The organism is Neobacillus sp. CF12 (genome assembly GCF_030348765.1).
In the GTDB taxonomy this organism is placed as follows: domain Bacteria; phylum Bacillota; class Bacilli; order Bacillales; family Cytobacillaceae; genus Neobacillus.
This window is the reverse complement of record NZ_JAUCEU010000007.1, coordinates 1530786-1557248: the sequence shown is the minus strand read 5'-3', so window position 1 is coordinate 1557248 and position 26463 is coordinate 1530786. Positions and strand designations below refer to the sequence as shown.

General features: G+C 36.4%; 20 protein-coding genes. 13 read left to right on the top strand and 7 right to left on the bottom strand.

From position 1 onward, the window contains the following. Window positions 1-46: 46 nt before the first annotated feature. The 7 genes from QUG14_RS07615 to QUG14_RS07585 all read left to right on the top strand — a co-directional run bounded on the left by QUG14_RS07615 (window position 47) and on the right by QUG14_RS07585 (window position 9094). Window positions 47-1012, top strand: a complete 966-nt coding sequence (locus tag QUG14_RS07615) for an ABC transporter permease (protein ID WP_289339915.1) — start codon at window positions 47-49, stop codon at window positions 1010-1012. Between the two features lie 14 nt (window positions 1013-1026). Beyond that, window positions 1027-1923, top strand: a complete 897-nt coding sequence (locus QUG14_RS07610) for a carbohydrate ABC transporter permease (RefSeq protein ID WP_289339914.1) — start codon at window positions 1027-1029, stop codon at window positions 1921-1923. A gap of 36 nt (window positions 1924-1959) precedes the next feature. Continuing rightward, on the top strand, window positions 1960-3456 hold the full coding sequence (locus tag QUG14_RS07605; protein WP_289339913.1) for an ABC transporter substrate-binding protein: 1497 nt from the start codon (window positions 1960-1962) through the stop codon (window positions 3454-3456). Window positions 3457-3523: 67 nt separating this feature from the next. Further along, window positions 3524-4120 (top strand): YesL family protein, encoded by a 597-nt coding sequence (locus tag QUG14_RS07600; RefSeq protein ID WP_289339912.1) that lies wholly within the window; start codon window positions 3524-3526, stop codon window positions 4118-4120. 22 nt (window positions 4121-4142) lie between these two features. Next, window positions 4143-5927, top strand: coding sequence for a family 43 glycosylhydrolase (locus QUG14_RS07595; RefSeq protein WP_289339911.1), 1785 nt, complete (start codon window positions 4143-4145; stop codon window positions 5925-5927). Between the two features lie 27 nt (window positions 5928-5954). Further along, window positions 5955-7202 (top strand): Gfo/Idh/MocA family protein, encoded by a 1248-nt coding sequence (locus QUG14_RS07590; RefSeq protein ID WP_289339910.1) that lies wholly within the window; start codon window positions 5955-5957, stop codon window positions 7200-7202. Between the two features lie 479 nt (window positions 7203-7681). Further along, window positions 7682-9094: an MFS transporter gene (locus QUG14_RS07585; protein ID WP_289339909.1), complete on the top strand. Its 1413-nt coding sequence runs from the start codon at window positions 7682-7684 to the stop codon at window positions 9092-9094. Window positions 9095-9137: 43 nt separating this feature from the next. On the opposite strand, the gene QUG14_RS07580 is transcribed toward QUG14_RS07585, so the two are convergent. Next, complete coding sequence (locus QUG14_RS07580; RefSeq protein WP_289339908.1) at window positions 9138-10382, bottom strand: helix-turn-helix domain-containing protein; 1245 nt, start codon at window positions 10380-10382, stop codon at window positions 9138-9140. A 159-nt stretch (window positions 10383-10541) separates the two neighbouring features. On the opposite strand from QUG14_RS07580, the gene QUG14_RS07575 reads away from it, so the two are divergent. The 5 genes from QUG14_RS07575 (at window position 10542) to QUG14_RS07555 (ending at window position 17759) form a co-directional block, all read left to right on the top strand. Further along, window positions 10542-11849 carry a glycoside hydrolase family 1 protein gene (locus QUG14_RS07575; RefSeq protein WP_289344093.1) on the top strand — a complete coding sequence of 436 codons (1308 nt, stop codon included), beginning with the start codon at window positions 10542-10544 and terminating at the stop codon, window positions 11847-11849. A 42-nt stretch (window positions 11850-11891) separates the two neighbouring features. Next, a complete protein-coding gene (locus tag QUG14_RS07570; protein WP_289339907.1) occupies window positions 11892-12704 on the top strand; it encodes an SDR family NAD(P)-dependent oxidoreductase in 813 nt (270 codons plus the stop codon). A gap of 83 nt (window positions 12705-12787) precedes the next feature. After that, window positions 12788-14032 (top strand): ROK family transcriptional regulator, encoded by a 1245-nt coding sequence (locus QUG14_RS07565; protein WP_289339906.1) that lies wholly within the window; start codon window positions 12788-12790, stop codon window positions 14030-14032. A gap of 292 nt (window positions 14033-14324) precedes the next feature. Beyond that, entirely contained in the window at window positions 14325-16535 is a 2211-nt protein-coding gene (katG, locus tag QUG14_RS07560) for a catalase/peroxidase HPI (protein ID WP_289339905.1), read from the top strand. Window positions 16536-16775: 240 nt separating this feature from the next. After that, the gene (locus QUG14_RS07555) at window positions 16776-17759 is read left to right on the top strand and encodes an aldo/keto reductase (RefSeq protein ID WP_289339904.1); all 984 of its coding nucleotides are present in this window, start codon (window positions 16776-16778) and stop codon (window positions 17757-17759) included. A gap of 325 nt (window positions 17760-18084) precedes the next feature. Here QUG14_RS07555 and QUG14_RS07550 read toward each other — a convergent pair whose 3' ends face one another. Beyond that, a complete protein-coding gene (locus QUG14_RS07550) occupies window positions 18085-18630 on the bottom strand; it encodes a TetR/AcrR family transcriptional regulator (RefSeq protein WP_289339903.1) in 546 nt (181 codons plus the stop codon). A gap of 508 nt (window positions 18631-19138) precedes the next feature. Then, complete coding sequence (locus tag QUG14_RS07545) at window positions 19139-21145, bottom strand: alpha-galactosidase (RefSeq protein ID WP_289339902.1); 2007 nt, start codon at window positions 21143-21145, stop codon at window positions 19139-19141. Window positions 21146-21424: 279 nt separating this feature from the next. Here QUG14_RS07545 and QUG14_RS29865 point away from each other — a divergent pair, with 279 nt between their 5' ends. Then, on the top strand, window positions 21425-21646 hold the full coding sequence (locus tag QUG14_RS29865; RefSeq protein WP_483310711.1) for a YczF family membrane protein: 222 nt from the start codon (window positions 21425-21427) through the stop codon (window positions 21644-21646). A gap of 14 nt (window positions 21647-21660) precedes the next feature. Here the strand turns inward: QUG14_RS29865 and QUG14_RS07540 are convergent, their stop codons facing one another. The 4 genes from QUG14_RS07540 to QUG14_RS07525 form a co-directional block, all read right to left on the bottom strand. Beyond that, on the bottom strand, window positions 21661-22761 hold the full coding sequence (locus QUG14_RS07540) for a GerAB/ArcD/ProY family transporter (RefSeq protein WP_289339901.1): 1101 nt from the start codon (window positions 22759-22761) through the stop codon (window positions 21661-21663). A gap of 20 nt (window positions 22762-22781) precedes the next feature. Further along, a complete protein-coding gene (locus tag QUG14_RS07535; RefSeq protein ID WP_289339900.1) occupies window positions 22782-23954 on the bottom strand; it encodes a Ger(x)C family spore germination protein in 1173 nt (390 codons plus the stop codon). A gap of 18 nt (window positions 23955-23972) precedes the next feature. After that, entirely contained in the window at window positions 23973-25454 is a 1482-nt protein-coding gene (locus QUG14_RS07530; RefSeq protein WP_289339899.1) for a spore germination protein, read from the bottom strand. A 258-nt stretch (window positions 25455-25712) separates the two neighbouring features. Further along, on the bottom strand, window positions 25713-26411 hold the full coding sequence (locus QUG14_RS07525) for a hypothetical protein (RefSeq protein ID WP_289339898.1): 699 nt from the start codon (window positions 26409-26411) through the stop codon (window positions 25713-25715). Window positions 26412-26463 lie beyond the last annotated feature (52 nt).

Here is a 26463-nt window from a genome sequence, read left to right as displayed (position 1 = left end):
TTGTAAAGAGTATTCAATCAACTAAATGAGTAAAGGAGGCCTAAAATTGTATAATGTAGAAACTAGACAGAACTTAGAACTTACTAAGATAGCAACAAAAAAGAAAAGAGCAAATTATAAGCAGTATATTCCATTGTATCTTCTGGCTTTACCGGCTATGATTTATTTATTTGTAAATAATTATATGCCATTGTATGGAATGAAATTGGCTTTCACGGAACTGGATTATGCAAAAGGTGTATTCAATGGGGAATGGGTGGGACTTGAGAATTTTAAATTCCTTTTCTCAACTAGTGATGCCTGGATTATGATTAGAAATACTGTGCTTTATAATTTACTATTCATCATTTTTGGAACTGTTTTTGGATTGACAATAGCTTTATTATTCAACGAAATAATTAATAAAACAGCAAGAAAGTTTTATCAATCAGTCACTTTAATACCGTATGTAATTTCCATGGTCATTGTCAGTTATTTGGGTTTTGCGTTTCTCAGTAGTGAAACCGGGTTTATTAATAATTCCATTTTAAAACCATTAGGAATTGATGCGGTATCTTGGTACCAGGAACCCAAATACTGGCCTTTAATATTACTGTTTGTACATACCTGGCATGGTATAGGGTACTCGTTGTTGATGTATACCGCGCGTATATTGGCAATTCCTCGTGAGTACTATGAGGCAGCAGAGATAGATGGTGCGACAAAATGGCAGCAAATCAGACATATAACCTTGCCATGTCTCAAGCCTGTAATAATATTAATGACAATGTTGGCGTTGGGCAGAATGTTTAATTCTGACTTTGGCCTTTTCTATCAGATTCCGATGAATTCGGGTGCATTATATAGTGTTACAACTACAATCGATACCTATTCCTTCAGAGCATTGATGAAGCTTGGGGATATAACGATGGCATCCGCAACGGGAGTTTTCCAATCATTTGTAGGATTTATTCTTCTGTTATTAGCTAATTATGCTGTCAGAAAATTTAGTAAAGATAATAGGTTATTTTAAGGTGGTGAGTGAAAGTGAATCTGGGTAGATATAAAAAGTGGGAAATAAGCGGACATATAGTATTAAGTATCTTGGCTTTACTAGCTATTATTCCCTTCTTGCTTTTGCTTATTTCGTCTTTTACAGATGAAAATACGGTTGTAAGAAATGGTTATAGTTTTTTTCCTGAAAAATTTTCCTTGGTAGCCTATCAATATGTATTTGATCAATGGCAGATGATTGGAAAAGGATACATGGTAACAGTGATCGTAACTTGTATAGGTACTTTTATTGGAACATCAATATCAGCATTGCTTGGATGGACGTTGAGTCGAAAAAATCTCCCGGGTAGAAGTATGATGCTTTTTATAGTAACTTTTACCATGATGTTCCACGGCGGACTTACTGCACAATATATCATTTATACACAGATATTTGATCTTAAAAATACTATTTTCGGATTAATAGTACCTAACTTATTGATGAATGGGTATTTTGTCATGATGTTCCGTAATTATTTTGAAACTTCCATACCGGGGACTCTGGTGGAAGCAGCAAAAATTGATGGGGCCAGCGAAGTAAAAACCTTCTTCAAAATTGTTCTCCCTCTATCAGGCCCAATTGTTCTTACAATAGCACTGCCGCTCGCGCTATTATACTGGAATGACTGGACGAATGGTTTGTATTATCTAAGCCGTGATAGCAATCTACAAAGTATACAAACTATCTTGAATAATATAAATGAAAATATTAAATTCCTTCAAAATAATAATCTGGGAACTGCAAACTCGGGTGTTAGCTCAGCTGAATTACCGTCAACCACTATCAGAATGGCTATGGCAGTAGTAGGTGTTGTGCCAATAATTTGTGCATTCCCATTCCTTCAAAAATGGCTGGTCAGAGGTATGACAGAAGGGGCAGTAAAAGAATAAATATATATTTTTGTAAAATAAAAGAGGAGGGAAATTATGAAAAGATTCTTAAGTTTGTTGTTGATCGGCTGTTTATTTGTTATGATTGTCGGCTGCAGTAAAGATGGGAGCAATAAGACAGGTTCTACTTCTAAAGAAAATAACAATTCTAATGAGGAACCTTATATACTCAATGTATCCTATCCGGTATATGGTGATGCGCCTGGTGATCTTTTAAAAGTTCAGGAAATGGTTAATGAAATTACGTTAAAGGAAATTAATACAAAGGTAGAGTTTAAGCCGGTAGCCGTATCCGCTATGGCAAATACCTATACATTGGCTGCATCAAGTGGTGAAAAGCAAGATTTAATCATGCTTCTTCCAGGTTATAATTATTTGACACAATTTGCTGGAAGTAACATGATAATGCCTATTGATGATTTGGTGGAAAAACACGGAAAAGACATTACCGCGGCTTATGGAGATATTTTTGATGCTACCAAAGTAGATGGTAAATTATATGCTATACCAGGAAAAGATGTTGCTGTTCCTGGCAGAGGATTTTATATGTTGGATAGTATTGTAAAAAAATATAATATTGATATAACTAAAATTAAAACAATGGATGATTTGGATCCTATTCTTGAAAAGGTTCATGCTGAAGAACCGGATTTGCAAACATTTTTTCCAAGTGGAGTAGCTGCAAGCATGCTTAATTTTGATAACTTAGGGAACAGTTTAGGTGTGTTAAGAAATGGTGGGGTAGATAATCTAAAAGTCGTAAATATGCTTGAGACTAAAGAATATGTAAACGCTGTTAAGAAAGTCAGGGAATGGTATAAGAAAGGCTACATTTCAAAAGATTTTGCTACTGAACAAAGTTCCCCAGGACAGATGATGGATGCTAACAAGCTATTTGCTGCTCCGGTTTTTACAGATTTTTCTAACTTTGGGCTAGGTGAGAAAACTCCTAAATTCACAGTCACTTTACATCAACCAGTTGAAAAGACAGAAACATATCAGCTATTTCTTTGGGCTGTGCCTACCATCGCTGAAAGACCTGATAAGTCAATAGAATTTTTAAATCTTGTATTTAAAAATCAAGATCTTGCCAACCTTCTCAAGTTTGGAATTGAAGGGGAACACTATGTGAAAAATAGTGACGGTACTATTGACACATCCAAGAGCAGTATTAACAATTTCGTGATGAATTGGTATATCTGGGGCAATACTGACAAACTCCCTGTCCAGCAAAAAGCATTAGTAGGAGTTGGAGGAGATATAGAGCAGTATAAGCAAGCTCTGGGTGAATGGAAAAAGTCTACAAAAAAATCGAAAGCCTTTGGGTTTATATTTAATTCAGAGCCAGTAAAAACTGAAATAGCGGCATGTACAGCCATAACTGATCAGTACCAGAAATTACTCGAAGGCGGAGCTTTGGATCCTGATGAATATATTAAACTCGTAAATGAAAAATTATACGATGCAGGCCTACAAAAAATTATGGATGAAAAGCAGCGTCAATTGGACGAATGGGCAAAAACACAGAAATAAAATTGAAAAATCTGCTGCCCAACAGGCAGTAGATTTTTCAATATAAAGTTAAATGCGAGGTGAATTTATGACTGCTATTTTCGATGGCCGTTTCTTTAGGCTTGCGACAAAAGTAAGCAATTTATTTTTATTAAATATACTTTGGATTATTTTCAGTACACCTATCATAACGATGGGGGCTGCCACCTCCGCAGTATATTATGTAACATTAAAGATGGTAAAGAATGAAGAAGGATATATTATTAAAAGTTTCTGGACTGCTTTCAGGCAAAATTTAAAACAAGGAATAATTATAGAATTTGTTCTTTTGATAGGCGGTGTTATTTTACTAGGAGATATTTGGTACTTTCTCCATATGGCCAATATATTTGGCTATATTTTGGCTGGAATTTTTTCTATAGGGTTAACGATATATGTTTTAACAATAATATTTACTTTTCCATTATTGGCTAAATATAGTAATACGGTTTCTGGGACTCTGAAAAATGCTGTGCTCATGTCTTTAAAGAATCTGCCAAGCAGCTTTGCAATGGCGGTACTGTTGATAATAATGTTATACGGTTTTTATGTATCTGTACATTTAATGATTATTTTTTCAGTAATAGGGGCATCCGGATATGCCTATTTTGGGTCAATTTTATTTAGGAATATCTTTGAAAAGTAGATAAAATTTGGAGGAAATATCTATGAAATATGTATGTAATCCAATTAACATGGAATATAGATATCAGTTTATTGATATGAGAGATCAACGAATTATTTCAAGAGAAGCGGCGGACCCTTCTATGATTTTGTTCAAAGGAAGATACTATCTTTTTCCTTCGATGACTGGTGGCTTTCTTACTAGTGATAATCTTGTAGATTGGGAGTTTAATCCGTTAACAGGTGTTCCAATTTATGATTACGCTCCGGATGTAAGGGTAATAGGTGAATATATTTACTTTTCAGCCTCAAATAAAGAAAGCAATTGTTCATTCTTCAGAAGCAAGGATCCAATAAATGGCGAATTCGAGGAGATAGTAGGTACTTTTCCATTTTGGGATCCGAATCTATTTGTTGATGATGATGGAAGAATATATTTCTATTGGGGTTGTTCAAATGAGACACCTATATATGGTGTAGAATTAAGTGCTGAGGATATGAGACCTAAAGGTGATCCAATAGAACTTATATCTAGTAATGAAAAAATTCATGGTTTTGAGAGAAGCGGAGAAAATCATATTCCTCCAAAAACACCTGAAGAAGCAGAGGAGATAATTAATAGTTATAAAAAGAATAATCCGGACTTATCTGAGGAGATGCTGAACGCAATACAGAAGTATTACACATTTGCCCCTTACATTGAAGGAGCTTGGGTGGATAAACATAATGGGAAGTACTACTTGCAATACTCATGTCCTGGAACTGAATATAATGTATACGCTGATGGGGTATATATTTCTGACAACCCATTAGGTCCATTTACTCTCGCGAAAAATAATCCTTACTCCTATAAGCCAGGTGGTTTTATCCCAGGTGCAGGACATGGTTCCACAATGGAGGATAAGTTTGGAAACAATTGGCATGCTTCGACAATGAGAATTAGCGTGAACCACCCGTTCGAAAGAAGATTGGGTATCTGGCCAGCAGGATATGATAAAGACGGGGAATTATTCTGCAATCAAAGATTTGGTGATTGGCCATTAAGGGTTAAACAGCAAAAAATGGATCCGTGGGATAATCCCGACTGGATGCTTCTATCATACGGAAAACCTGCAAAGGCATCATCTTTCGAAGTAGGAAGAGGTCCATCGAGAGCTACGGATGAAAACATCCAGACATGGTGGAGAGCCGCTTCTAATACATCAGGGCAATGGATTGAAGTAGATCTTAAACATGTATGCGATGTTCATGCCATTCAAATAAATTTTGCTGATGATAAGATTGATGTACCGCTTCCAGAAGGTGCTTCTCTGCAAGGAGTAGGACACCAAACTAGATACATAGATGAGAGAAAGCACTATACGAGATGGCTATTAGAAGGATCAGAAGACGGCAAAGAATATTTTGTTATTGAAGATAAATCCAAAACAGAAACAGATTTATCTCATGACCTTGTTGTTAAAGAAACTGGGGTTAAAGCCAGATATATAAAATGTACGATTAAGGAAATTCCTTTCAATCAGAATGCTTGTATATCCGGACTTAGAGTGTTTGGGACTGGAGAAGGGAATCTGCCTGGAAAAGCAACCGGCGTAACAATGGAGTTAATTAGCAACCTTGATCTTTCTGTTAAATGGAATATAGTTGACGCTGTCGGTTATAACGTTCTTTGGGGATTTTCGCAGGATAAACTTTATCATAGCCATATGGTATTTGATAGCAATACAGTGAAAATTGGTGCATTAATAAAAGGCCATCCGGTCTATGTAAGAGTAGATACATTTAATGAAAAAGGGATAACAGAAGGGGAAGTAATTAAGGGTGTTTAAAAATCATAAAAACTAGGAGGTTGAAATATGTCATTTTCGGAGAATACAAGATTAGGAGAATTACTAAAAAGTGAAGCGGCAAAGGCTGTTTTGGAAAAACATTTTCCAGGTTTCACTACAACCCCTAGATTAGCATTAGCTCAAGGATTTTCACTTAAGGTGATGTCAGGTTTTCCACAGTCCCAAATTACCCCTGACCAATTAAAAGCTTGTGTAGAAGACCTGGAGAAACTAGAAGAAACAGACCTAGAGACTATTAAGGTAAAAAGTGTCCAAAAATACAAACGGATTGGTTTTAAAAATGATTTGAAATGGGGAATCATGGGTCCTGGTAAAATTGCCAAGAAATTGGCCGAGGCGATCGAGGGGACTGAGGGCTCTGAGCTTTATGCTGTTGCATCACGTTCTATGGATAGGGCAAAAACTTTCTCAGAGGAATTTAATGTTCAAAAAGTTTATGGTTCCTATGAAGAGTTGGTAGAGGATTCTGCAGTGGATGTAGTCTATATAGCTAATCTTAAGACACAGCACTTTGAATCCGCAAAATTGGCACTGCATAACAAAAAAGCTGTGTTATTGGAGAAACCATTGACAATAAATGCTGAACAAGCAGAAGAATTAATTACTATTGCGCATCAAAAAAATGTTTTTCTAATGGAAGCAATGTGGATGAGATATAACCCTAACATAACCAAGCTAAAAGAATTAATCAATGAAGGTACCATAGGCAATGTGAAAAAAATAGAAGCTGACTTCTCATTCGAGTGTGAGCCTGATTCAGTCCTTAGATTTCCTGAGTTTGGAGGTGGGGCACTCCTGGATCTAGGAATTTATCCAATATCCTTTGCAAATTGGATTGTAGGAAGAATCCCTGATACCATTACATCAAAGTGTGTGCTGGCTTCAACAGGAGTAGATGGTGTGGATTCAGTTACCTTCGAGTGGAAAACGGGAGAGAAGGCGGAGTTGAGCTTTGGAATCGATTGCTTTCGAACCATGAGTGCAAAAGTTACGGGAACCGACGGGTATATTGAAGTATTTCCACCTTTTCACGGTGCACAAGTGATTAGTTTACATAATTCTCAGACCGTGAAAGAATTTTCCATTCCCTTCAGGATAAATGGATATGAATATGAGGTAGAAGAGGTAATGCGCTGCCTTGATACGGGTTTGAAGGAAAGTTCTATAATGCCGCTTGATGAAACACTTAGTACGATGAAGCTCATGGATAGACTCCGGTCGGAGTGGGGTGTGGTTTTTCCCTGTGAAATATAATGCACCGTTCCTAAACTAGATTAGAATGTAAAATGCCACCTTTTTTAATAAAACCGGTAACTCGACATGTCAAATGTCGAGTTTTTTTGTAGCGATTACGGTATACCAGGTTGATGGAACTATTTTAGTAATATAGTTAATAAAAGAATTTATTTGTATCTCATTCTCTTTTTACCAAAAATAGTACTAAATTAACATAATTATAGATAGGGAAATTTTATTATGAACTTAGAAAACGAATACATTTTAAAAACGAAGGAGGATTTTTATTAGGTCAAAATACTAAGAAATATTTGGAACTTATGATTAAGTTAAGGAAGATTGGACTCTATATTAATCTTTTATTTTTAAGTAAGTTGTAATTTGTTTATTACTAAGAGTTATTTAGTTAAAACGTTTTGCAATATCTGCCTCACTATTGCTAAAGCACTCCATCTTAAGATTTGTAAATTATATACTAGTTGCGGGGGAATACAAATATGCAGGCAACAGAAGTTACACAAAATCAATCTGTTAGTGTCATTCACGAAGAAGATCGAAAACTTACATTCCGCGAGAAGGTAGCCGCTACGATCGGTAACATGATGGGAGTCATGCATAATCAAATCATTGCTACGTTCTTGCTCTTCTTCTATACGGACATAATGGAAATCAGTCCAGCTTATGTCGCAGGATTATTTTTGTTTGCTCGTATTATTGACGCTATGTTGGTACCAGTGTTTGGCGTTTTTGTAGATAAAGTAACAACTCCATGGGGCAAGTACGTTCCCTATTTTTTAATATTAGGGGTGCCAACTGCTATTTTCGGGTGGTTAACATTTACGGATTTTGGCCTAAGTCCCACTGGAAAATTAATCTATATCAGTATCACGTATTTGGTTTACAGTATCTTAATTTCCATTAAATATGCACCAAATACGGCAGTCGGACCTGCAATTACCAAAAGGATAGATGACAGGATCTCTATGGGGCAGATTGGATATATTCTAATTATGGTCGGTGCACTTTTTGCATCATTAGGTTTTCAACCACTTTATAAGGCTTTAGGTGGTGGCAGTGACGCCAAAGGATTTTCGTTTATGATGGGAATCGTTGCAGTTATTGGGATTTTAGTATCAGTCTTCCAAGTGACTTCCTTAAAGGAAAGATATATTGATCAAAATAGTAAAGAAAAAGTGAGACTCTCATTTAAGGAAATGAATGTGGCAGTATTTAGCAATAAAGCCGCTGTGGTCTTATATGTATATATATTGGCAATAAATTTAGCGAACGGTATTCGAGCTGCAATTATGATTCACTATTTTAAATATTACTTCAATAATGAAGGGCTACTGGTTACATATGGGGCAGTTAGTGTTTTGCCAACAGTTATAGGTGTAATGTTAAGTGGTCCAATAACGAAACGATTTGGTATTAAAATCAATGTTCTTACTGCTGCCATCGTGAATGTGGTATGTACAGCTTCTGTCATGTTTATTCCAAATACATCCACGGGTGTTACATTGTTCCTTGCTTTAAATGTTATTGCAGCCTTTTTCTTAGGATTAGCTACGCCAGCGCAGGGTTCCATGATGCCAGCTGCAATGGATTATTCGGAATGGAAGACTGGAATGAATGTAAGCGGTTTTATGGGTTCTATTCAAGGGTTTGTACAGACTTTAGCAACAGCGATTTCAGGCGCTATCGCAGCTGGAGCATTGCATTTTGTTGGGTATGTGCCTGGAGTGGAGCAAACCAGCGAGACCATCTTTGGATTAAAATTACTAATGGGCATACTTCCAGCGGTTGTGTTAATATTTACATTATCTTTGGTATGGTTTGATATAACAGAGGAAAAACAGAAGCAAATTGCTAGAGATCTTGCTGAACGAAGACAACAGAATGCTCTATAATAATTGTATTAATAGAAAAAAGTAACCTAACAGTGCTGTTGGGTTACTTTTTTTCTATTAGATGATGTCTTTCCCTATATTGCTTTGGAGTTATTCCGACAACCTTTTTAAAAACCTTCGTAAAATAACTTTGATCATTAAAATTTAGGAGCGAACAAATTTCAGATATGGGAGTTTTACTATAGGCAAGTAATTTTTTTACCTCGTCAATTTTTGTTTGCTGGATATATTCGCTTACCGTTATACCCACCTCCTTTTTAAACAAAAAGGACAAATATTTCGGGCTCAGTTCAACCTTATTGGCGATATCGTTATGGTTAATGTCATCGTAAATATGTTTGTAAATATAATCTTTACAGGTGGTAATTGTTTTGGAATAACGTTCATCTTTTACTTGTTTTACTTTCTCGGCAAATGTGTAGAGAACATCGCCTGCCAAGCTCCTAATTTCATCTAATCGGTTAAGTTCCTCCACTTGTTGTATAAATCTATCATGCAAAGAAAAGGCAACTTCCTCATGTAATCCTCCATCAACAGCAGCTCTAGAGACTAAAGTGATGAGGGTAATGATATGGTTTTTATTAGATCGAAGATAACTTGACTTTGATAAAATACTAGCAGTTTCTTCTTCTTTTATGTTAGAAAGCTCATTTAAGTCTTCGACTCTTCCTTCTTTTATCAAATATAAAAGTTTCTTTTCAAACAGACGGTCGCTATGAAATACATTTGATTGTAAATTTTGTGAAACGGATAGATTCACCTGTTCATTTGTGTTCATTTCTGATTTTTCCACGTTCTCACTTATGACTGATTTTTGTGAAAGTAGTTCATAATTGAACAAGTGATAGATAAATACACTTATATTTATCAGTTTTTCTGCTCCTATAATAGGTAAGGAACTGTAATATTGAAATACTTTGTCTCTAATAAAAAATGCACGTGTGTCATTGATGATACCATTAATTATGTCTTCAGTTAATGGAAAGGCTAAAGTAGGTCCGGCTATCACTGTACCTTGGAAGGTTTGATTATTGAAGACACTAATTAATATCAATTTTTCTGAGTATACAGATTTTCTAATAATTGGAAATCGGTATTCTTTATTTGGTTTAAACTTCAATGGGTTGAAAAATTTTTCTTTTTGGTTTTCATATAAAGGATTTACCGAATGATTATGTAAGCTTTCATAGATAACTTTCCCATCTGGGTTAATGAAGAACACGGGTAAATCAAAGGTTTCCGCAACGAGATGACATTTATCTTTAATCGTTTCGAAGGAAGCGCTCACAAGTATCAACTCCCTAGTAGGTACTATTCAATTTTTCTATTAAGTATACTAAAAAAAGTACTAAAATACCATAACTAATAATTAATCAATGTTACTATTAATTTGTAAAGGCTTTCTATTTTTCTCGAAATTCAAAAAGGAAAGGACTTGTTGAATAATATGAAAAAATTTTCTAGCGATTTTATGATTGGTGCTGCTACTGCGGCACACCAAGTCGAAGGTAATAATGTTAATAGTGATTTTTGGACTATGGAGCATATCCCTGGCACGATGTACAAGGAGCCATCCTTAGATGCCGTTGACCATTACCATAAGTACAAAGAAGATGTTCAGTTGTTAGTTGATGCAGGTTTAAACACCTATCGGTTTTCAATAGAATGGGCGCGAATCGAACCTGCCAAAGGCAACTTTGATAATAATGAGATTAACCATTACAGACAAGTCCTTGAATTCTGTCATCAAAACAATGTGACACCGATAGTGACTTTACATCACTTTTCATCTCCAAAATGGTTGATTTCTGAAGGTGGATGGGAAAGTGAATCGACGATTGAGTACTTCGGAAATTATAGTCGATATGTCGTTTCGGAATTGGGCAATCTAATACCTTATATTTGTACTATTAATGAAGCGAATATGGGTAAACAAATTACAAAGATCATGAAAAGAATGACAGCTAATGGAAGTAATTCAGCGAATAAAGATAACAGTGTTGATGTTCAGGTTGGGCTAAATGTCGATATGAAAGCTAAAATGGAGACCTACTATCGAGAATTGGGAGTGGCTTTTGGAATTGATCCTAGGAACGTGCAGTCATTTCTATCTCCTCGTACTGAAAATGGTGAAATTATTATTATGAAATGCCACGAAAAGGCCAGAAACATAATTAAAGAATTAAACCCATCAATTAAGGTTGGAATCACGTTTTCACTTTATGATCATCAAGCATTGCCTGGTGGAGAGCCGTACGTTGAAAAAGAGCAGTACGAAGACTATCTTAACTATCTTCCTTTCCTTCAAGAAGATGATTTTTTAGGAGTTCAAAATTATTCTCGAAAGATCCATGGTCCAGATGGCGCTGTGAAACCAGATGAAACATCGAGATTAACAAAAATGGGTTATGAATTTTATCCAGAGGCATTGGGGAATGTCCTGAGATTTGTCGCTAAATATTGGGATAAACCAATCATTGTCACAGAAAATGGTATATCTACGGACAATGATGAGGAAAGAGTGGAGTTTATCGAACGAGCACTTGCTGGTGTGTATCAATGTCTGGAAGAGGGTATTAATGTGATTGGATATACCTACTGGTCATTATTAGATAATTTCGAGTGGCAATTAGGATACGCCCAAACCTTTGGCTTAATAGCTGTTGACCGATCCACTCAAACTAGATATCCAAAGGATAGCCTATCTTTTTTGGGGAATATAAAGAAAGCTGGGCTTAACGGTCTAAAAGTTTAAGAGAATGCTATATTCTAGTAGAACATAGGGGAGAGTACTAAAATGAAAGTTTTAGACAAAGTGATTATTGTTACTGGAGCTGGCGGCGGTATAGGGCGTGAATTAGTCCTTAACCTCCTTTCTAAAGGGGCGAGAGTTGCTGCTGTTGACATTAACAGAGATGCACTTGAAGAAACAATTACTCAGGCTGGTGAAAAAAGGAATAAATTATCCACACACATCGTGAATTTAACAGAAAGAGAGGCAGTTGAGGCACTTCCCGATCAAGTCATCGCCCATCATGGCGCAGTAGATGGAATTATTAATAATGCTGGGATTATTCAGCCGTTCGTCTATGTCAATGACCTAGACATGGATAAAATCAAATTGGTGATGGATATTAATTTTTACGGGACGCTTTATATGACAAAGACGTTCCTGCCTTATCTGTTAAAAAGACCAGTAGGACATATCACGAACATTTCTAGTATGGGAGGATTTCTTCCTGTTCCCGGCCAATCTATATACGGTGCATCCAAGGCTGCGGTTAAACTGATGACCGAAGGATTGCAGGCGGAACTTAAAGATACAAATGTAAAAGTAACAGTTGTTTTTCCAGGTGGTGTGGGTACAGATATTATGAGAAATTCTGGGGTAGAAGGTTCTACTAATGCGAATGCAAGCGAACAAGATATCTCTAAATTATTAACACCAAAGGAAGCCGCCGAAATCATTGTGAATGGAATGGAAACAGATCAATACAGAGTATTAGCAGGTAAAGACTCTAAGCTCATGGATAAACTGTATCGTTTGAGTCCCAAACGAGCAGTTGGGCTGATTGCTAAAAATATGAAAAATCTAATTGAGATAAAATAATTTTTTTATAGCACCCATCAGGAGACCGAGTGGAAAGGTAAGCTTAAAAGATTGATAATTTATTGGAATAGAAGGATAAACTTATGGAAATTGGTGTTGCGGCCTATCTTAAGAAGAAAAATAGGAGCTTGATTTTAAGTGAAATTATTAAACATAGGAAAATTTCTAGGTCTGATTTAGCTAGTATCACAAAATTAACGAAAGCAACAATTTCTTCACAGGTAGCCAATTTATTAGAGGAAGATATAATTTTCGAATCTCATGAAGAGTATAACAACGTGGGAAGAAAGCCGATTATGCTTTCTCTCAGTCCCCATGCTGGTTATGCTTTAGGAATCGATTTGGATTATCGAAATATTAGATTTACCATATCTGATTTATTGGGAAGACAAGTCCTTTCAGATAATGTAGAGTTAGTAAATTCAGATTACGATAAGACTCTTTATATCTTAATCGACCAAATTAAAGGATACCAAGAAAAATTTTCTCATAGTCGTTTTGGAATTGTTGGTGTTGCCATTGGGATTCATGGAACTGTGAAGAATGACGGAACCATTAGTTTTGTTCCACAACATAAATGGTATAACAAGGACCTAAAAGGGGACCTAGAGAAAAATGTAGATATCGATGTTTATGTCGAGAATAATGCAAATTTATGTTCATTTGCAGAAAAAGTATTTTATTTTCATCAAAGTGAAAACTTAATTAGTATCTGTATGTATTCTGGGATAGGATTAGGATTTTTAATCAAAGGAGAACTGGTAAAAGGGTATAATGGTTATGCAGGTGAAATGGGTCACATGATTATCAAACCTAATGGGCAACCATGTAATTGTGGGAAATCGGGTTGCTGGGAGTTGTATGCTTCTGAGGTTAGCTTTATTCAACAATTATCCAATAAACTAGATAATTCAAATTTGACATACCAGGATATTGGAGATCTTGTTAATGAAAAAAATCCAGTAGTTATGATTCAAGTAGACGAGTTTATAAGTTATATATCAATCGGCCTAAATAACATTATTAATATCCTTAATCCTGAAACACTGGTTATAAATAGTGAATTATTGAAACTGTTTCCTGAAGCACCGAGTCAAATTAAATCAAACTTAAGTAATTCGATAAGCAATTATAAAGAGTTATTCATTTCAGACCTTGGTATAAATGCATGTGTAATGGGTGCTTGTGCTCTAACAATAAAGAATTTTTTAGAAATACCAGAATTAAGCTTAACAATTGAAAAGAATGTTGTCGATATTCCTAAAATGGAAGTTTTAATAAAGCACCAAAAAATAAGTGACGAACTAATAAAAACCATGGGTTTATAAAAAATTGTGATAAAAATGCAACCTAAGGGATGATTTCTGTATAAGCAGAATTCATCTTTTTTTTATGGATTTCAAAATTGATTAGGTTCAGAATTCATTATATTAGTTTGAATAAGCAGTGTAACCAGTATTAAAGATTCCTAAATGTTAAAACTTTGTGATAATTATGATTATCTTTGCAAGTTTAAGTAATAGCTTAGTAGAATATAAATAGAATAGTTATAGACATCCAGTTTTATGTTCTCACCACTAGAAGAATAATTATTTATTTCATAGAAAGGGGACAAATTTTATGGACACTAAAAACAATGCTAATACTGGAGCATGCCCGTTTGGTCACGGAGGTGCTACTAGTAACACATCTAGTGGTACCTCAAACCGAGACTGGTGGCCAAATCAGTTAAACTTAAACATTCTTCATCAGCATGACAGAAAATCTAACCCTATGGGAGAAGACTTTGATTATGCAGAGGAATTTAAGAAATTAGACTACTATGCTCTTAAGCAGGATCTACGTGATCTAATGACAAAAAGTCAAGATTGGTGGCCTGCTGACTATGGACATTATGGTCCATTCTTTATCCGTATGTCTTGGCATGCTGCAGGTACATATCGGATAGGTGACGGCCGGGGTGGTGCTGGAACGGGTGCACAGCGTTTTGCTCCACTGAACAGCTGGCCAGATAACGGCAACCTGGATAAAGCCCGTAGACTATTATGGCCGGTTAAGCAAAAGTATGGCAACAAGATCTCATGGGCTGACTTGCTTGTTCTAGCAGGCAATGTTGCCATTGAATCAATGGGTGGCAAGACTTTTGGATTTGGAGCAGGACGCCCAGACATTTGGCATCCAGAAGAAGACATCTACTGGGGGACAGAAGCCGAATGGCTTGGAGACAAACGGTACACTGGTGATCGTGAGCTTGAAAATCCACTAGCTGCTGTTCAGATGGGTCTTATTTATGTAAACCCAGAAGGTCCAAATGGTACCCCTGATCCTGTTGCTAGTGCTCGTGACATTCGCGAAACCTTTGCCCGAATGGGAATGAACGATGAAGAAACGGTAGCATTAATTGCAGGCGGTCATACGTTTGGTAAGGCACATGGTGCAGGAGATGCTGCTCATGTTGGTCCAGAACCAGAGGCTGCTCCAATTGAAGCGCAAGGATTAGGTTGGTTAAGCACTCACGGCAGCGGTAAGGGTCACGACACAATCACCAGTGGTATTGAAGGTGCTTGGACTGCTAATCCAACACAGTGGGACAATGGTTACTTTGATCTATTGTTTAAATATCAATGGTGGCTTACAAAGAGTCCTGCAGGTGCTTATCAGTGGCTTGCTGTGAATCCAGATGAGAAGGATCTTGCACCGGATGCAGAAGATCCATCCATTAAAGTTCCAACGATGATGACCACCGCAGATATGGCATTACGATACGATCCCGAATACGAAAAGATCTCCCGTCGTTTCCATCAGAATCCAGAAGAATTTGCAGAGGTGTTTGCTCGTGCATGGTTCAAGCTTCTTCACCGTGACATGGGTCCTAAAGCAAGATATTTAGGACCAGAGGTTCCGAAAGAAGATCTTATCTGGCAAGACCCTGTACCAACAGCTGATTATGAATTAACAGATGCTGAGGTAGAAGAACTTAAAGGGAAAGTTCTAAACTCAGGACTTACCGTCAGCGAGTTAGTAACCACTGCTTGGGCTTCCGCTAGTACTTTCCGTGGCTCAGATATGCGTGGCGGCGCTAATGGTGCCCGCATCCGTCTTGCTCCACAGAAGGATTGGGAAGTGAATCAGCCGGAACAGCTTGCCAAAGTACTTAATGTCCTAGAAGACATTCAAAGTAAATCGAAAAAGAAGGTCAGCATTGCTGATTTGATTGTTTTAGGTGGTAATGCGGCGATAGAAAAGGCAGCGCAAGAAGCTGGCTTTGATGTGACAGTTCCTTTTGCTCCTGGACGGGGTGATGCAACACAAGAACAAACCGATGTGGAAGGATTTGCAGTGCTAGAGCCTATTGCGGATGGTTTCCGCAACTATCAGAAGAAGCAATATACTATAAGTCCGGAGGAACTCCTAGTAGACAAGGCACAACTTCTAAACCTAGGTGCACCAGAAATGACGGTACTGATAGGGGGTATGCGTGTTCTAAGTACAAATCATGGCGGCACTGAACACGGTGTATTCACTGAACGAGTAGGAACACTCACGAACGACTTCTTTGTTAACTTACTTGACATGGGAGTAGAGTGGAAGCCTGTAGAAGAAAACGTCTATGTAGGACGTGATCGAAAAACAGGGAAAATAGTGCGTACAGCGACTAGAGTCGACCTCGTGTTTGGCTCAAATTCTGTTCTTCGCTCAATTGCAGAAGTTTATGCTCAAGATGATAACAAAGAGAAGTTTGTACGTGACTTTATTGCGGCCTGGGTTAAGGTAATGAACGCAGATCGCTTCGACCTTAAGTTGAAGAAAGCTCAATTGACAAGGAATTAAAGTAATAAATCTGAGTGAATTAAAAAAGGGAATCAATAAAAGAAAAACTAATCGGAAAAAAATTCCGATTAGTTTTTTTGTGAGGACGATTGACCAACCAACTTTTATGTTTAATAATGAACAATTTTTATTATTATGTTCAGTAATTAACAAATTGTGTTTGTTTAACAATTGAATGTGTTATCTTACTGGTTATAATAGGAACTAGTTAACAATGTTTAGAAAGCGAGGACAAATCAAATGGAATATACAAAACTTGGAAATACCGGATTGGATGTATCTCGGCTTTGCTTAGGCTGTATGGGTTTTGGTATAGCAGAGAGATGGATCCATCCATGGGTAATTGATGAAGAAAGCAGCCGTCCCATTATTAAAAAAGCCCTTGAGTTAGGAATTAATTTTTTTGACACAGCGAATGTGTATGCAGCCGGAACAAGCGAAGAAATTGTTGGGAGAGCTCTAAAGGATTTTGCCAATCGGGATGAAATTGTCCTTGCAACGAAGGTTTATTTTCCGATGCATGAAGGTCCAAATGGTAATGGTCTTTCGCGAAAGCATATTATGACTGAAATTGATAAAAGTCTTAAACGACTAGGAACAGATTATGTTGATCTGTACCAAATTCACCGCTGGGATTATAACACTCCTATCGAAGAGACAATGGAAGCATTGCATGATGTCGTGAAGGCAGGTAAGGCAAGATACATTGGTGCTTCTGCCATGTTGGCATGGCAGTTCCTAAAAGCGAACCATGTCGCTGAAAAACATGGTTGGACCCGGTTTGTATCGATGCAAAATCATTTAAACCTTTTGTATCGTGAAGAGGAACGTGAAATGCTGCCGTTATGTAAGGAAGAAAAAATTGGTGTGATTCCGTATAGCCCGCTTGCATCTGGAAGACTAACGCGAGATTGGTCGGAAACAACGCTTCGTGCTGAAACTGATCAAGTTCAGAGGTCTAAATATGATGCTACTGCTGAAACAGACAGATTAATCGCGAAGCAGGTTGCTACCATTGCCGAGAAACATGGCGTACCTCGCGCCCAAATTGCCCTTGCCTGGTTGCTTCAAAAGGAACCGGTAGCAGCTCCTATTATTGGGGCTACAAAAATATCGCATCTCGAAGATGCAGTACCAGCTCTTTCCATTAAGTTAACAAATGAAGAAATAGCATCACTAGAGGAACCATACGTACCTCATACAGTAGTCGGTCCTTTAGTTTAGATCAATATATGATATGGTTTGGGTTCCAGTCAACAAAACGAGGATAGTGTATATTAATTTCAAGTTTTGTAGGCCATAACCTATTTTTTAAAAAGGAGCTAGAGCAATTTTTGACAACATACATTATTTTTGTGGGTTTCATTTTAGGCTGTATATTTGCTTTAGGAGTAGTTAGTATTGCAGCGTCTATTAGGAAATAAAAAGATTTAAATTCTGAAGGATAACAAGAAAGCCGGCAGTCATCATTGCCGGCTTTTTTTCGTTATGAAATAAAGTAGTAGATAAACTTAGGAATCTAATCGGTCAACAATGCAATCCTTTCAAATCATAAATTCCTCTCTAACAAAATCCCTACTTGTTCTGCCATGACACGAGGTGGATAAGGCATTCCATTCTTGAACCACCATTCTACTATCCCTACGTAAGAGGTCACTATAAATTGAAGAATAATATCTTCGTTTAATCCTTGATTTTTTCCTTTAGATACATCCACTTCAGCTTTGAATTCTTCAATGAGAAAATCAAGGAACTGACTACGAAATGAAGGGGCTCCTTTACTCGCCAACATCGTGGAAAAGAATAAATAATGACTTTCAAGGTATTCAAACCAAGGGAGATTGGCATCGATAAATTCCAATTCAGATGACGATTCACATATAGCCCGTAGTTCTTCTATATGTTCTGCAATGAGTTTATCCAGTAAATCATACTTATCCAAATAATGAAGATAGATAGTACCTCGGCTAACATTTGCTCTGTCGGAAATTTCTTGAATCGTAATGTCATCAAAATTTTTTTCGGACATCAATTCAATAACTGCTTTTTTAATGGCTTCTTGGCTTTTGGCTATTCTTCTATCCACCTTAGACATTTTAAGGGTCACCAACTTTCATAAAGATATTTAACAATTTAGTTCGCTTACTTAAAAATGGTTTATTTAACCATTAGGAATATTTGAAAGTTTATATAATTATAGACAAATGTCCATTAATTTATCAATGTTTATTATGTCGAAGGTACCTTGCACTTTTTCAATTCACCAAAAAAACAGCAAAAGCAATTAAGGAATTAAAAATATATAACCTTCCCCCTTCATATTATTTATTAATAGAGTAACTATGGGATAGTGGGGGGATTTCGATGGATATTCACAAATGTCCAGAATGTATGGCATTAAGAATGTTCGAGGATGGTACATGCACAAATTGTGGGTATTGTTCCAGTATTAGAGCATCAATAAATGCGCTGTATTCTCGAAAAAAAAATTCTAAATTTCAAGAATACGAAACACGAAAGAGGGTAAAAGAAAAGAGGATTAGTTTATTGAGGTCCATAAAACGGTAGGGGGAGGGGAAAGATGACTCCCCCCTTATAGAATGTTAAGCAACTTTCCTTTGCGGTATACTAGATTTTGAACCTTTAAATCTATCTCTAGCAATAGTAAAGAGTTTTGAAAAGATTAATAGTGATAAAAATACTGTCAGTGCTGCCACCTGAGCAGGGGATTGTTGGTCCGTTTTAGCCTCAAAGGACTTTGCACTTTCACTAATTGTGTTGTTTGCCGTGACGATATACGAATATGTGCTGCCAGTGTGGCGTTTAGCAGTTTTATCCATAAAGTTTGTCGCCGTTAGATTTTCTGCGATAGGCGTATAATCGCTGCTTACTCCAAAACCATTAACCTTCTTGCGGTAGACTGTATAGGAGGTTGCACCAAATGACGGATTCCAGGTAAGTGATACTGAATCTTTATTATTTCTGGTTGCCAGCATTCCACTTGGTTTGGCCGGAACAGTTGTTATTTCCGTATGAAAGGAATAGATACCGATCTGAGTTTCCTTGCCACCTGAAACAGATGATACTTTCCAGTAGTAACGCGTATCCTTATCAAGTTCCTTTACATTTGCAGATGGGTCAGATACAGTTTGATCAAAGACAATATTTCTCATGCTTGAATCTGTTGCCACCTGCACAAGGTAACTTTCCGCACCTAATTTGGCGCTCCATTTGAACGTCACATTGGTAGGACTAACCTCACTTGCACCGCTTTTCGGCGAAATAGTAAGGGACGAAGCCGGTACGACATGAATCATACGAGAAGCATGCGTAGGAAGATTTGCTGTAAAACCTGTTTCCATGCTTCCTAAATCTTGATGGTTCCACAAATCACGCACGAAAGCTGAGCCTTTAATCCCTAGGTCTTCCCATTTGATGTTTACATGTTGTGTAGAAGCGCCGGTATTAAAGAGTGCTAGATTGTACGAACCGTCTGGAAGAGATTGATAGAATACTTGAGAGTCCATTTTTTTGTATAACCGTTTTCCTGCCACACCACTTTGATTTACTCCAATGATCTCGTCATTTGTTAAGAGATTAACCCCGTAATCATCCAGCTTAGTCAGGTCATTTCCAATTACAAACTGGGATGCGGCAATCGCCCAAAGTGATACGTAAGAACGTTTTTCATCATTGGTAATACCATCCTTACTTCCGTTTGCGACATTTAGTGAATCAAAGTCATTCCAGCCGCCTGGTCCTGCATGTTGCTGCCACTCTGCTGCGTCATCAAATCTTTTCGATATCTTTTTCCAAGTGACAAGGTAAGGAGTCCCATAGGCTTCTACATCGTGATCGGTCCGCCATCCATTGGATAAGTTTTTCCAGGTATCAATGTGTTTGATATCGAGGTTATTGGACAACTCCACATGGATTGGTCTACCAGTTTTCTTTAGTGCCTTTGCCCATGCTTCAACATCTGCAATATCCTGATTTCGAACACCGTCAATTTTAAGGTAATCTACCCCATAGGAAGCAAACTGCTTTGCCCAAGAATCAATATACTCTTGTGCCCCGGGCTTTGAATAATCAATGGCATACATTTGTTCATAATTAAAATTTTTCTTTTGTTCTTTACTTAGGTCCACGATATCTTTTGCATGATACGGTGTCCCTTCAATCGGTGTATTTTGATCCACAGCGGCTTTTGGAATACCAAGGGTAACATAGTGGCCGAACTTCAAGCCTTTTTTATGGATATAGTCCCCAAGTGCTTTCATCCCATTTGGGAATTTTTTAGAATCTACCGCCCATCTGCCATATTCATCAACGGTAGTCCTCCAATCCAACATATAATAATCATCAAGATTGACATACTCATATCCGTGAGACTTGAATTTCGCCGCCATTACATCAGCTGCGGCTTTAATTTTCTCCTCAGTTGGATTTCTACGAATTGAACTCCAACTGCTCCAGCCCATAAAAGGACGATCTGCCAATTCATTGTAAGAAGATGCACTTGCTTCTTTGGGAGTTATGATAGAAAGTGTAAAAACACCAGTAATTAGTATTGAGCAGGAAACAATAGACGAGATAATTTTTTTTAGCATAAATGCCTCCTCAGAATAGGTTGGACCATTATAAATTCGAGATTAACTTATTAATACTATATTAATATAGAAAACTCTTAATTTTAATGAGTAATATGTTCCAACAAATCTTTCGCATTTATATTGCCTGTAAATATAAAAAAGCAATGTATTTGTATAAGGATACAAAACATTGCTTCTTTTGTAGGTGGCAAATTCATTTATATTTATGGTTATGAATAATAAAACTTGTTAATTATAGTAAGGTTACTTGTAAATTGACAATACTAGAACTTGTGGGTGAATGATGTGCTTACAGCAGGAATTTTAATATTTATTTTTATAAGTACCATCTCTCTAGTTGTTCTAATGGACATTGTACAAGGCCATGATTTGTACGAAGCCTGGTTTAGTCTTAGTAAATTATTAAAAGTAGCTAAAGGAGAAGATTATTTTCTCATTTTGATTTGTTTCATAATATTTGTTCTACTAATTTTGACTCATATCCGAAAAAGGAAATAACTTCTTCAAAATACTTAATTCATCATATTTTTAATTTTCCCCTTTATTAAGACAGTGAGTAGTAATAAGAAAGGGATGACTATTTGTAATGGAATATGAAGCAAGTACGGTACGATTTTTAGTCCTTCATCTAAGTGATTTTGGTAACTAGGTGCTATCATTATGGATGATAGTAATATCATTACTCCTACCAAATAGTTGGATAGTGCACTTGATTTTATTTTAAACAGAGTGTTCATTCCAATGACTGCACAAAAGAAAAACATGGTTATTTTAATAAATCCTAATAACACAACTAAAATGATGACAAAAGAATCTAACCGTTGAATAAATCCTGCAATATCTATGAAGCTGGCTGCTTTAAGTGCTGGAAATGAAGATCTTGATAAGACGTCAGTTCCTAGTACACAAATTAATAAAAGAATGTTTAAGGTAAAATAAATTCCTGCAAATAGTACTGCCATCATTCCTGTCTTCAATATTTTTGTTTGTTTATTCATATAGGGGAAGATCATTGAGAGTGTAATTAATTCCCCATAAGGAACGGTTACATTTAACGGTAGTGCTTTAACAATTGGTTTCCATCCATCTGCAAGGATTGGTTTTAGATTTTCGAGATGGATTAGATCGGTTACGATAAACATAATATTAATCATTAATAAAGTAAAACCAATCAATAAAAAGCAAATACATGCTACCCTTGCAAATACTTCAAACCCGAAATTTACCGTGTAGATTAAGGTAAACATCATACAAATTCCAACAACCGTGATTGAAGTTTTGTAATAAGCAGAATTAATCAGTATTTCTTCAATATCTCGTAAAACCCTTGATGCAATATAAATAAAATAAATAATATAAAAATAACTAATGATACTTCCTAGGAACTTACCCCAAATTTTCCTTATATATTCTGTTAGGGGAAGAGTAGGATATCTCTTATGAAGATGATAGTATATCGTGAATAAAATTAATCCAGTAAAAGGTGAGATAAGGGTAAGAATCCAAGCATCTTGTTTTGCTCCGCTGCCAATATCTAAAAAAATGGTGGTCCCAAACAAAAAAAGGACGATTAAGCAGAAAAGTTGATATCCATCAATTTTCACAGTAGACATAGCTGTATACCTCTTTGCTATTATTTAGGTTCATAGGGATCCGTTACAAGGCCTGAATCATTTATAGAACCTTTTACGTTAACCTCCACTTTTGCCTTGCTGAAAATGGTTTTCCATTCTTTTTTGTGTTTTTTCCAATAACCGGGATTTTCTTTTGATAGTGTAGATCCAAATCCAAACACATCAGTTCCTGTACTCTGTGAGATTTCAATGGTTCGCTGTACTTGTCTTCTTATTTCTTTTTCTAACTCCGTCTCAATTTCTGTTAACACTTTTTTATCAGTTAGATCTTTAGTACAATTCATTTCAGATATTTCAGTGTTTATTGCTATGTTGACTTGTAAAGTGGGAATAGGTTTTAAAAGGGTTTTAATTGAGCCTTTACTTCTTTTACTAATAAGTGTCATAGTCTTTTTGTCACAGGGTATAGGAAATGATGTAGTTTCTATTTCTGATAAAATTAAATGGGCATTTCGGGCTATTTCTCCATCATACCAGCGTACCAATTTATCTTTCTTAAATATCGCTAAACCACTAACTTCAATAACAGATGGCTTTATATTATTTAAATTGTCAGTTTGGTTTTTGGATGTTAGTTTTTTATTTAGTTTAATTCCTGGTAATAGCAGGTCTTTTCCTTCACTTGAAAGAGTAGCAATGACTTCATGTAAGGGCGTAATTTTTGAAATACCGTAAATTTTTTGATTGTTTTCACTGGTACTTATAACACTTTTTGTTGGATTTGATTCAAGCGGTTCAACCACCCCGAGGACCTTTTCGGCTGAAGTTCCTCTTGCAATAAAAACGTGAAAAGTAGATTTTGCTTGTTTCCCTCGCTCAAACGCGTCAAATACTAAATTTGTTCCTTTTCGTGCCAGCTCTTCACTAATGATGACCAGTGATAGATGTGAAACGTCGTTATTTCTCGGAATAATAGTAGATGCTCTTCGGTAGACATCTACTAAAGTCTCTCCTTCTACAGTATAGTTAGACACTGGTATCCCGGTAGGAGTCCCTGTGGGAGATAATTGGCTTGGGTTTATCACTTGGAACGTAACCCGATATCCATTTTCAATTTCCTGAGAGACATCTATTCCCATGGCAATGATAAGACCTAATTCATTTAACTCCATATAATTGGAACAGCCAGGGATTAACATGAGGGTGAAGAGCAAAGTAACGAGTTTTCTCATTTTTGGCTCCAACTCGATTCATTTTGTTTTCGTTTCTTTTTTAACCTCTGAATCATTCATATTTAAAGAAGTAATTGGAAAACGAATTAAGCTATCTTTTTGACCACTGATTCTAAAAGGTGCAAAAGGAGCAACATAAGGCACACCGAAAGAGCGTAAACTACAAAGATGTACTAATATACATAATGTAAGTAATAAAATGCCATAAAATCCTATAAAAGCAGAACTGAAAATTAATAAAAACCGCAAGCCTCTTGCAGTATTTACAATATTTGTATTCGGGAGTGTGAAGCTATTTATAGCTGACGTGGCTACAATGATAACAATTGCCGCAGAAACAAACCCTGCTTCCACTGCTGCTTGACCTAAAATAAGTGCTCCAACAATGGATACAGCTGGACCAATTGCTCTAGGCATACGAACTCCAGCTTCTCTAAGAACTTCAAATGCAAGCTCCATAAGTAATAATTCGATGATCGCTGGAAAAGGAACCCTTTCTCTTTGTGCCATTAACGTGACCATTAATGTAGTAGGGATTAATCCTTGATGGTGCGTAATTAAACCTAAGTAAATGGCGGAGGCATACATATTCAAAAGGAAAGAGCCAATCCGAATTAATCTCAAAAAAGAACTGAAAACATTATTTTCATAGTAATCTTCAGGAGATTGAAAAAACTGAATAAGAAATACCGGTAAAATTAAGACAAATGGTGTTCCTTGGATAATAATAGCAATTTTGCCTTCTAATAAATTCGCAGCAACTACGTCAGGTCTTTCAGAACTTTGCATAAGAGGAAAGAGTGTTTTCCTGTTGTCTCGAACTGCTTCTTCTATATAATTGGCTTCAAGTATGCTGTCTATATTTATCTTTTTTAGCCGAGACATCGCTTCATTGACTATGCTGTGATCTGCAATTCCCTCTATGTACATAATCCCTACATCTGTTTTTGTTACATTTCCTACTTTAGTTGATTTTAGCCTTAATTTAGCATTTTGAATTCTAGACCGAACCAAAGATATGTTTGTACTAATATTCTCTGTAAAGCTATCCTTTGGACCTTTAATAACGGTTTGGGTAGTCGGTTCAGTAATAGAACGGGATTGAATCTTCTTTGTACCTAAAGTGATCGCTTTTGTGGAGTCATCAAGCAAAATAACCGTATCTCCGCCCAAAATTTTATCTAATAGCTCTGACCAATTGAATATAAATTCTATAGAGGCTACAGATATAATCTCAACCATTTTGTCTGCTAAGTCTTGTGCACTTTTAAAGAGAAGATTTTCTTTATTAAGTTGAATAATCGGGCTAATCACATTTTCAGTAATACTTTGGTCATCAACGATGCCTTCAATATGGATAATGACCAGGTTTTTAGTGGAAACACTGAGTCTCCTAATGGATAAATCATCACTATTTCCAAGTGCCATTTCCAGTTTTTTGATGTTTTCCTCTACATTCTCGCTAAGTGGAATTATAAGATTGTGTTTCTGATCTGGCATGATAAATTCCCCTTTCGAGAAAAATTTTCTAAACAATATTATTTTTTCCATGGAATATCTTTATTATGTTAAATAAATAAAAAAGACTTAACCCCGTGGTTAAGTCCTTTTAATATATTTAAATTTCCTTCATTCGACTTAAAGGTTTTTTCCTTTCCCTATTATTTTTATATCTATTCAATCGAGAAGGATTATCCTTTTAATCCTTCGTTTCGATGATCTTTTTAATATGAATTTGTCCATTCCTTTTTTGCGGATTTACCCTCCCCTCATGATAAAAATGGGTTGGTTACGATCACCTGGACCGATAAAATCTAATGCGGCAGGAGAGAACACCATAACTTTTCTTTTAACGCCCTCAAAAAGCATTCGGATTGGATTTTTAACCTCAGTATCCTGAAAGATATTACCTCCAAAGAATATCTCTTTTTTAGCCCTCCTTCCGAAGACAATGATATTTTTCTTGTTAACTATTTTAACTATGACACTTTCTTTCGACTCCTCATGAAGCTTCAAGACTACTTTCACTGTTTGTATAACTTCTTCTACAATCGAAGCAACGATCCCAATTTCACGTTCATTCAAAACTAAGACGAAGTCATATCCTGTTTCTGTTTTCTTTTGGACAACGGCTACTTCATCTGTAATAAACGTGACGAAATCTTCAGATTCATGCGTGTGTGAGTTTGGAGAGGTTTCTTTTTTCTTGATGACGCGAAAAAATGCTTTTGCTCCAATTTCCTCATCAGAGAAGTCAAATGGTTTTATACTCTGTGTACGTACTAGGTATAAACTATTAACCTTCTCTTTGCTGTTTAATTGGACACATAAAGCAACATCTTCGTTCACCACCTTTCCATCATTGTTGGAGAACATAGGGACATTCATTTTCATTCCGGGAAATTGAACGAAGATGTAGCTAAAGTTTTTCTTAGGCTGTACATCTAGAAGTCTCATAAACTCACAACCTTTCCGAATAGTTACAAGGGTATTTACCTTGTAAATGTAT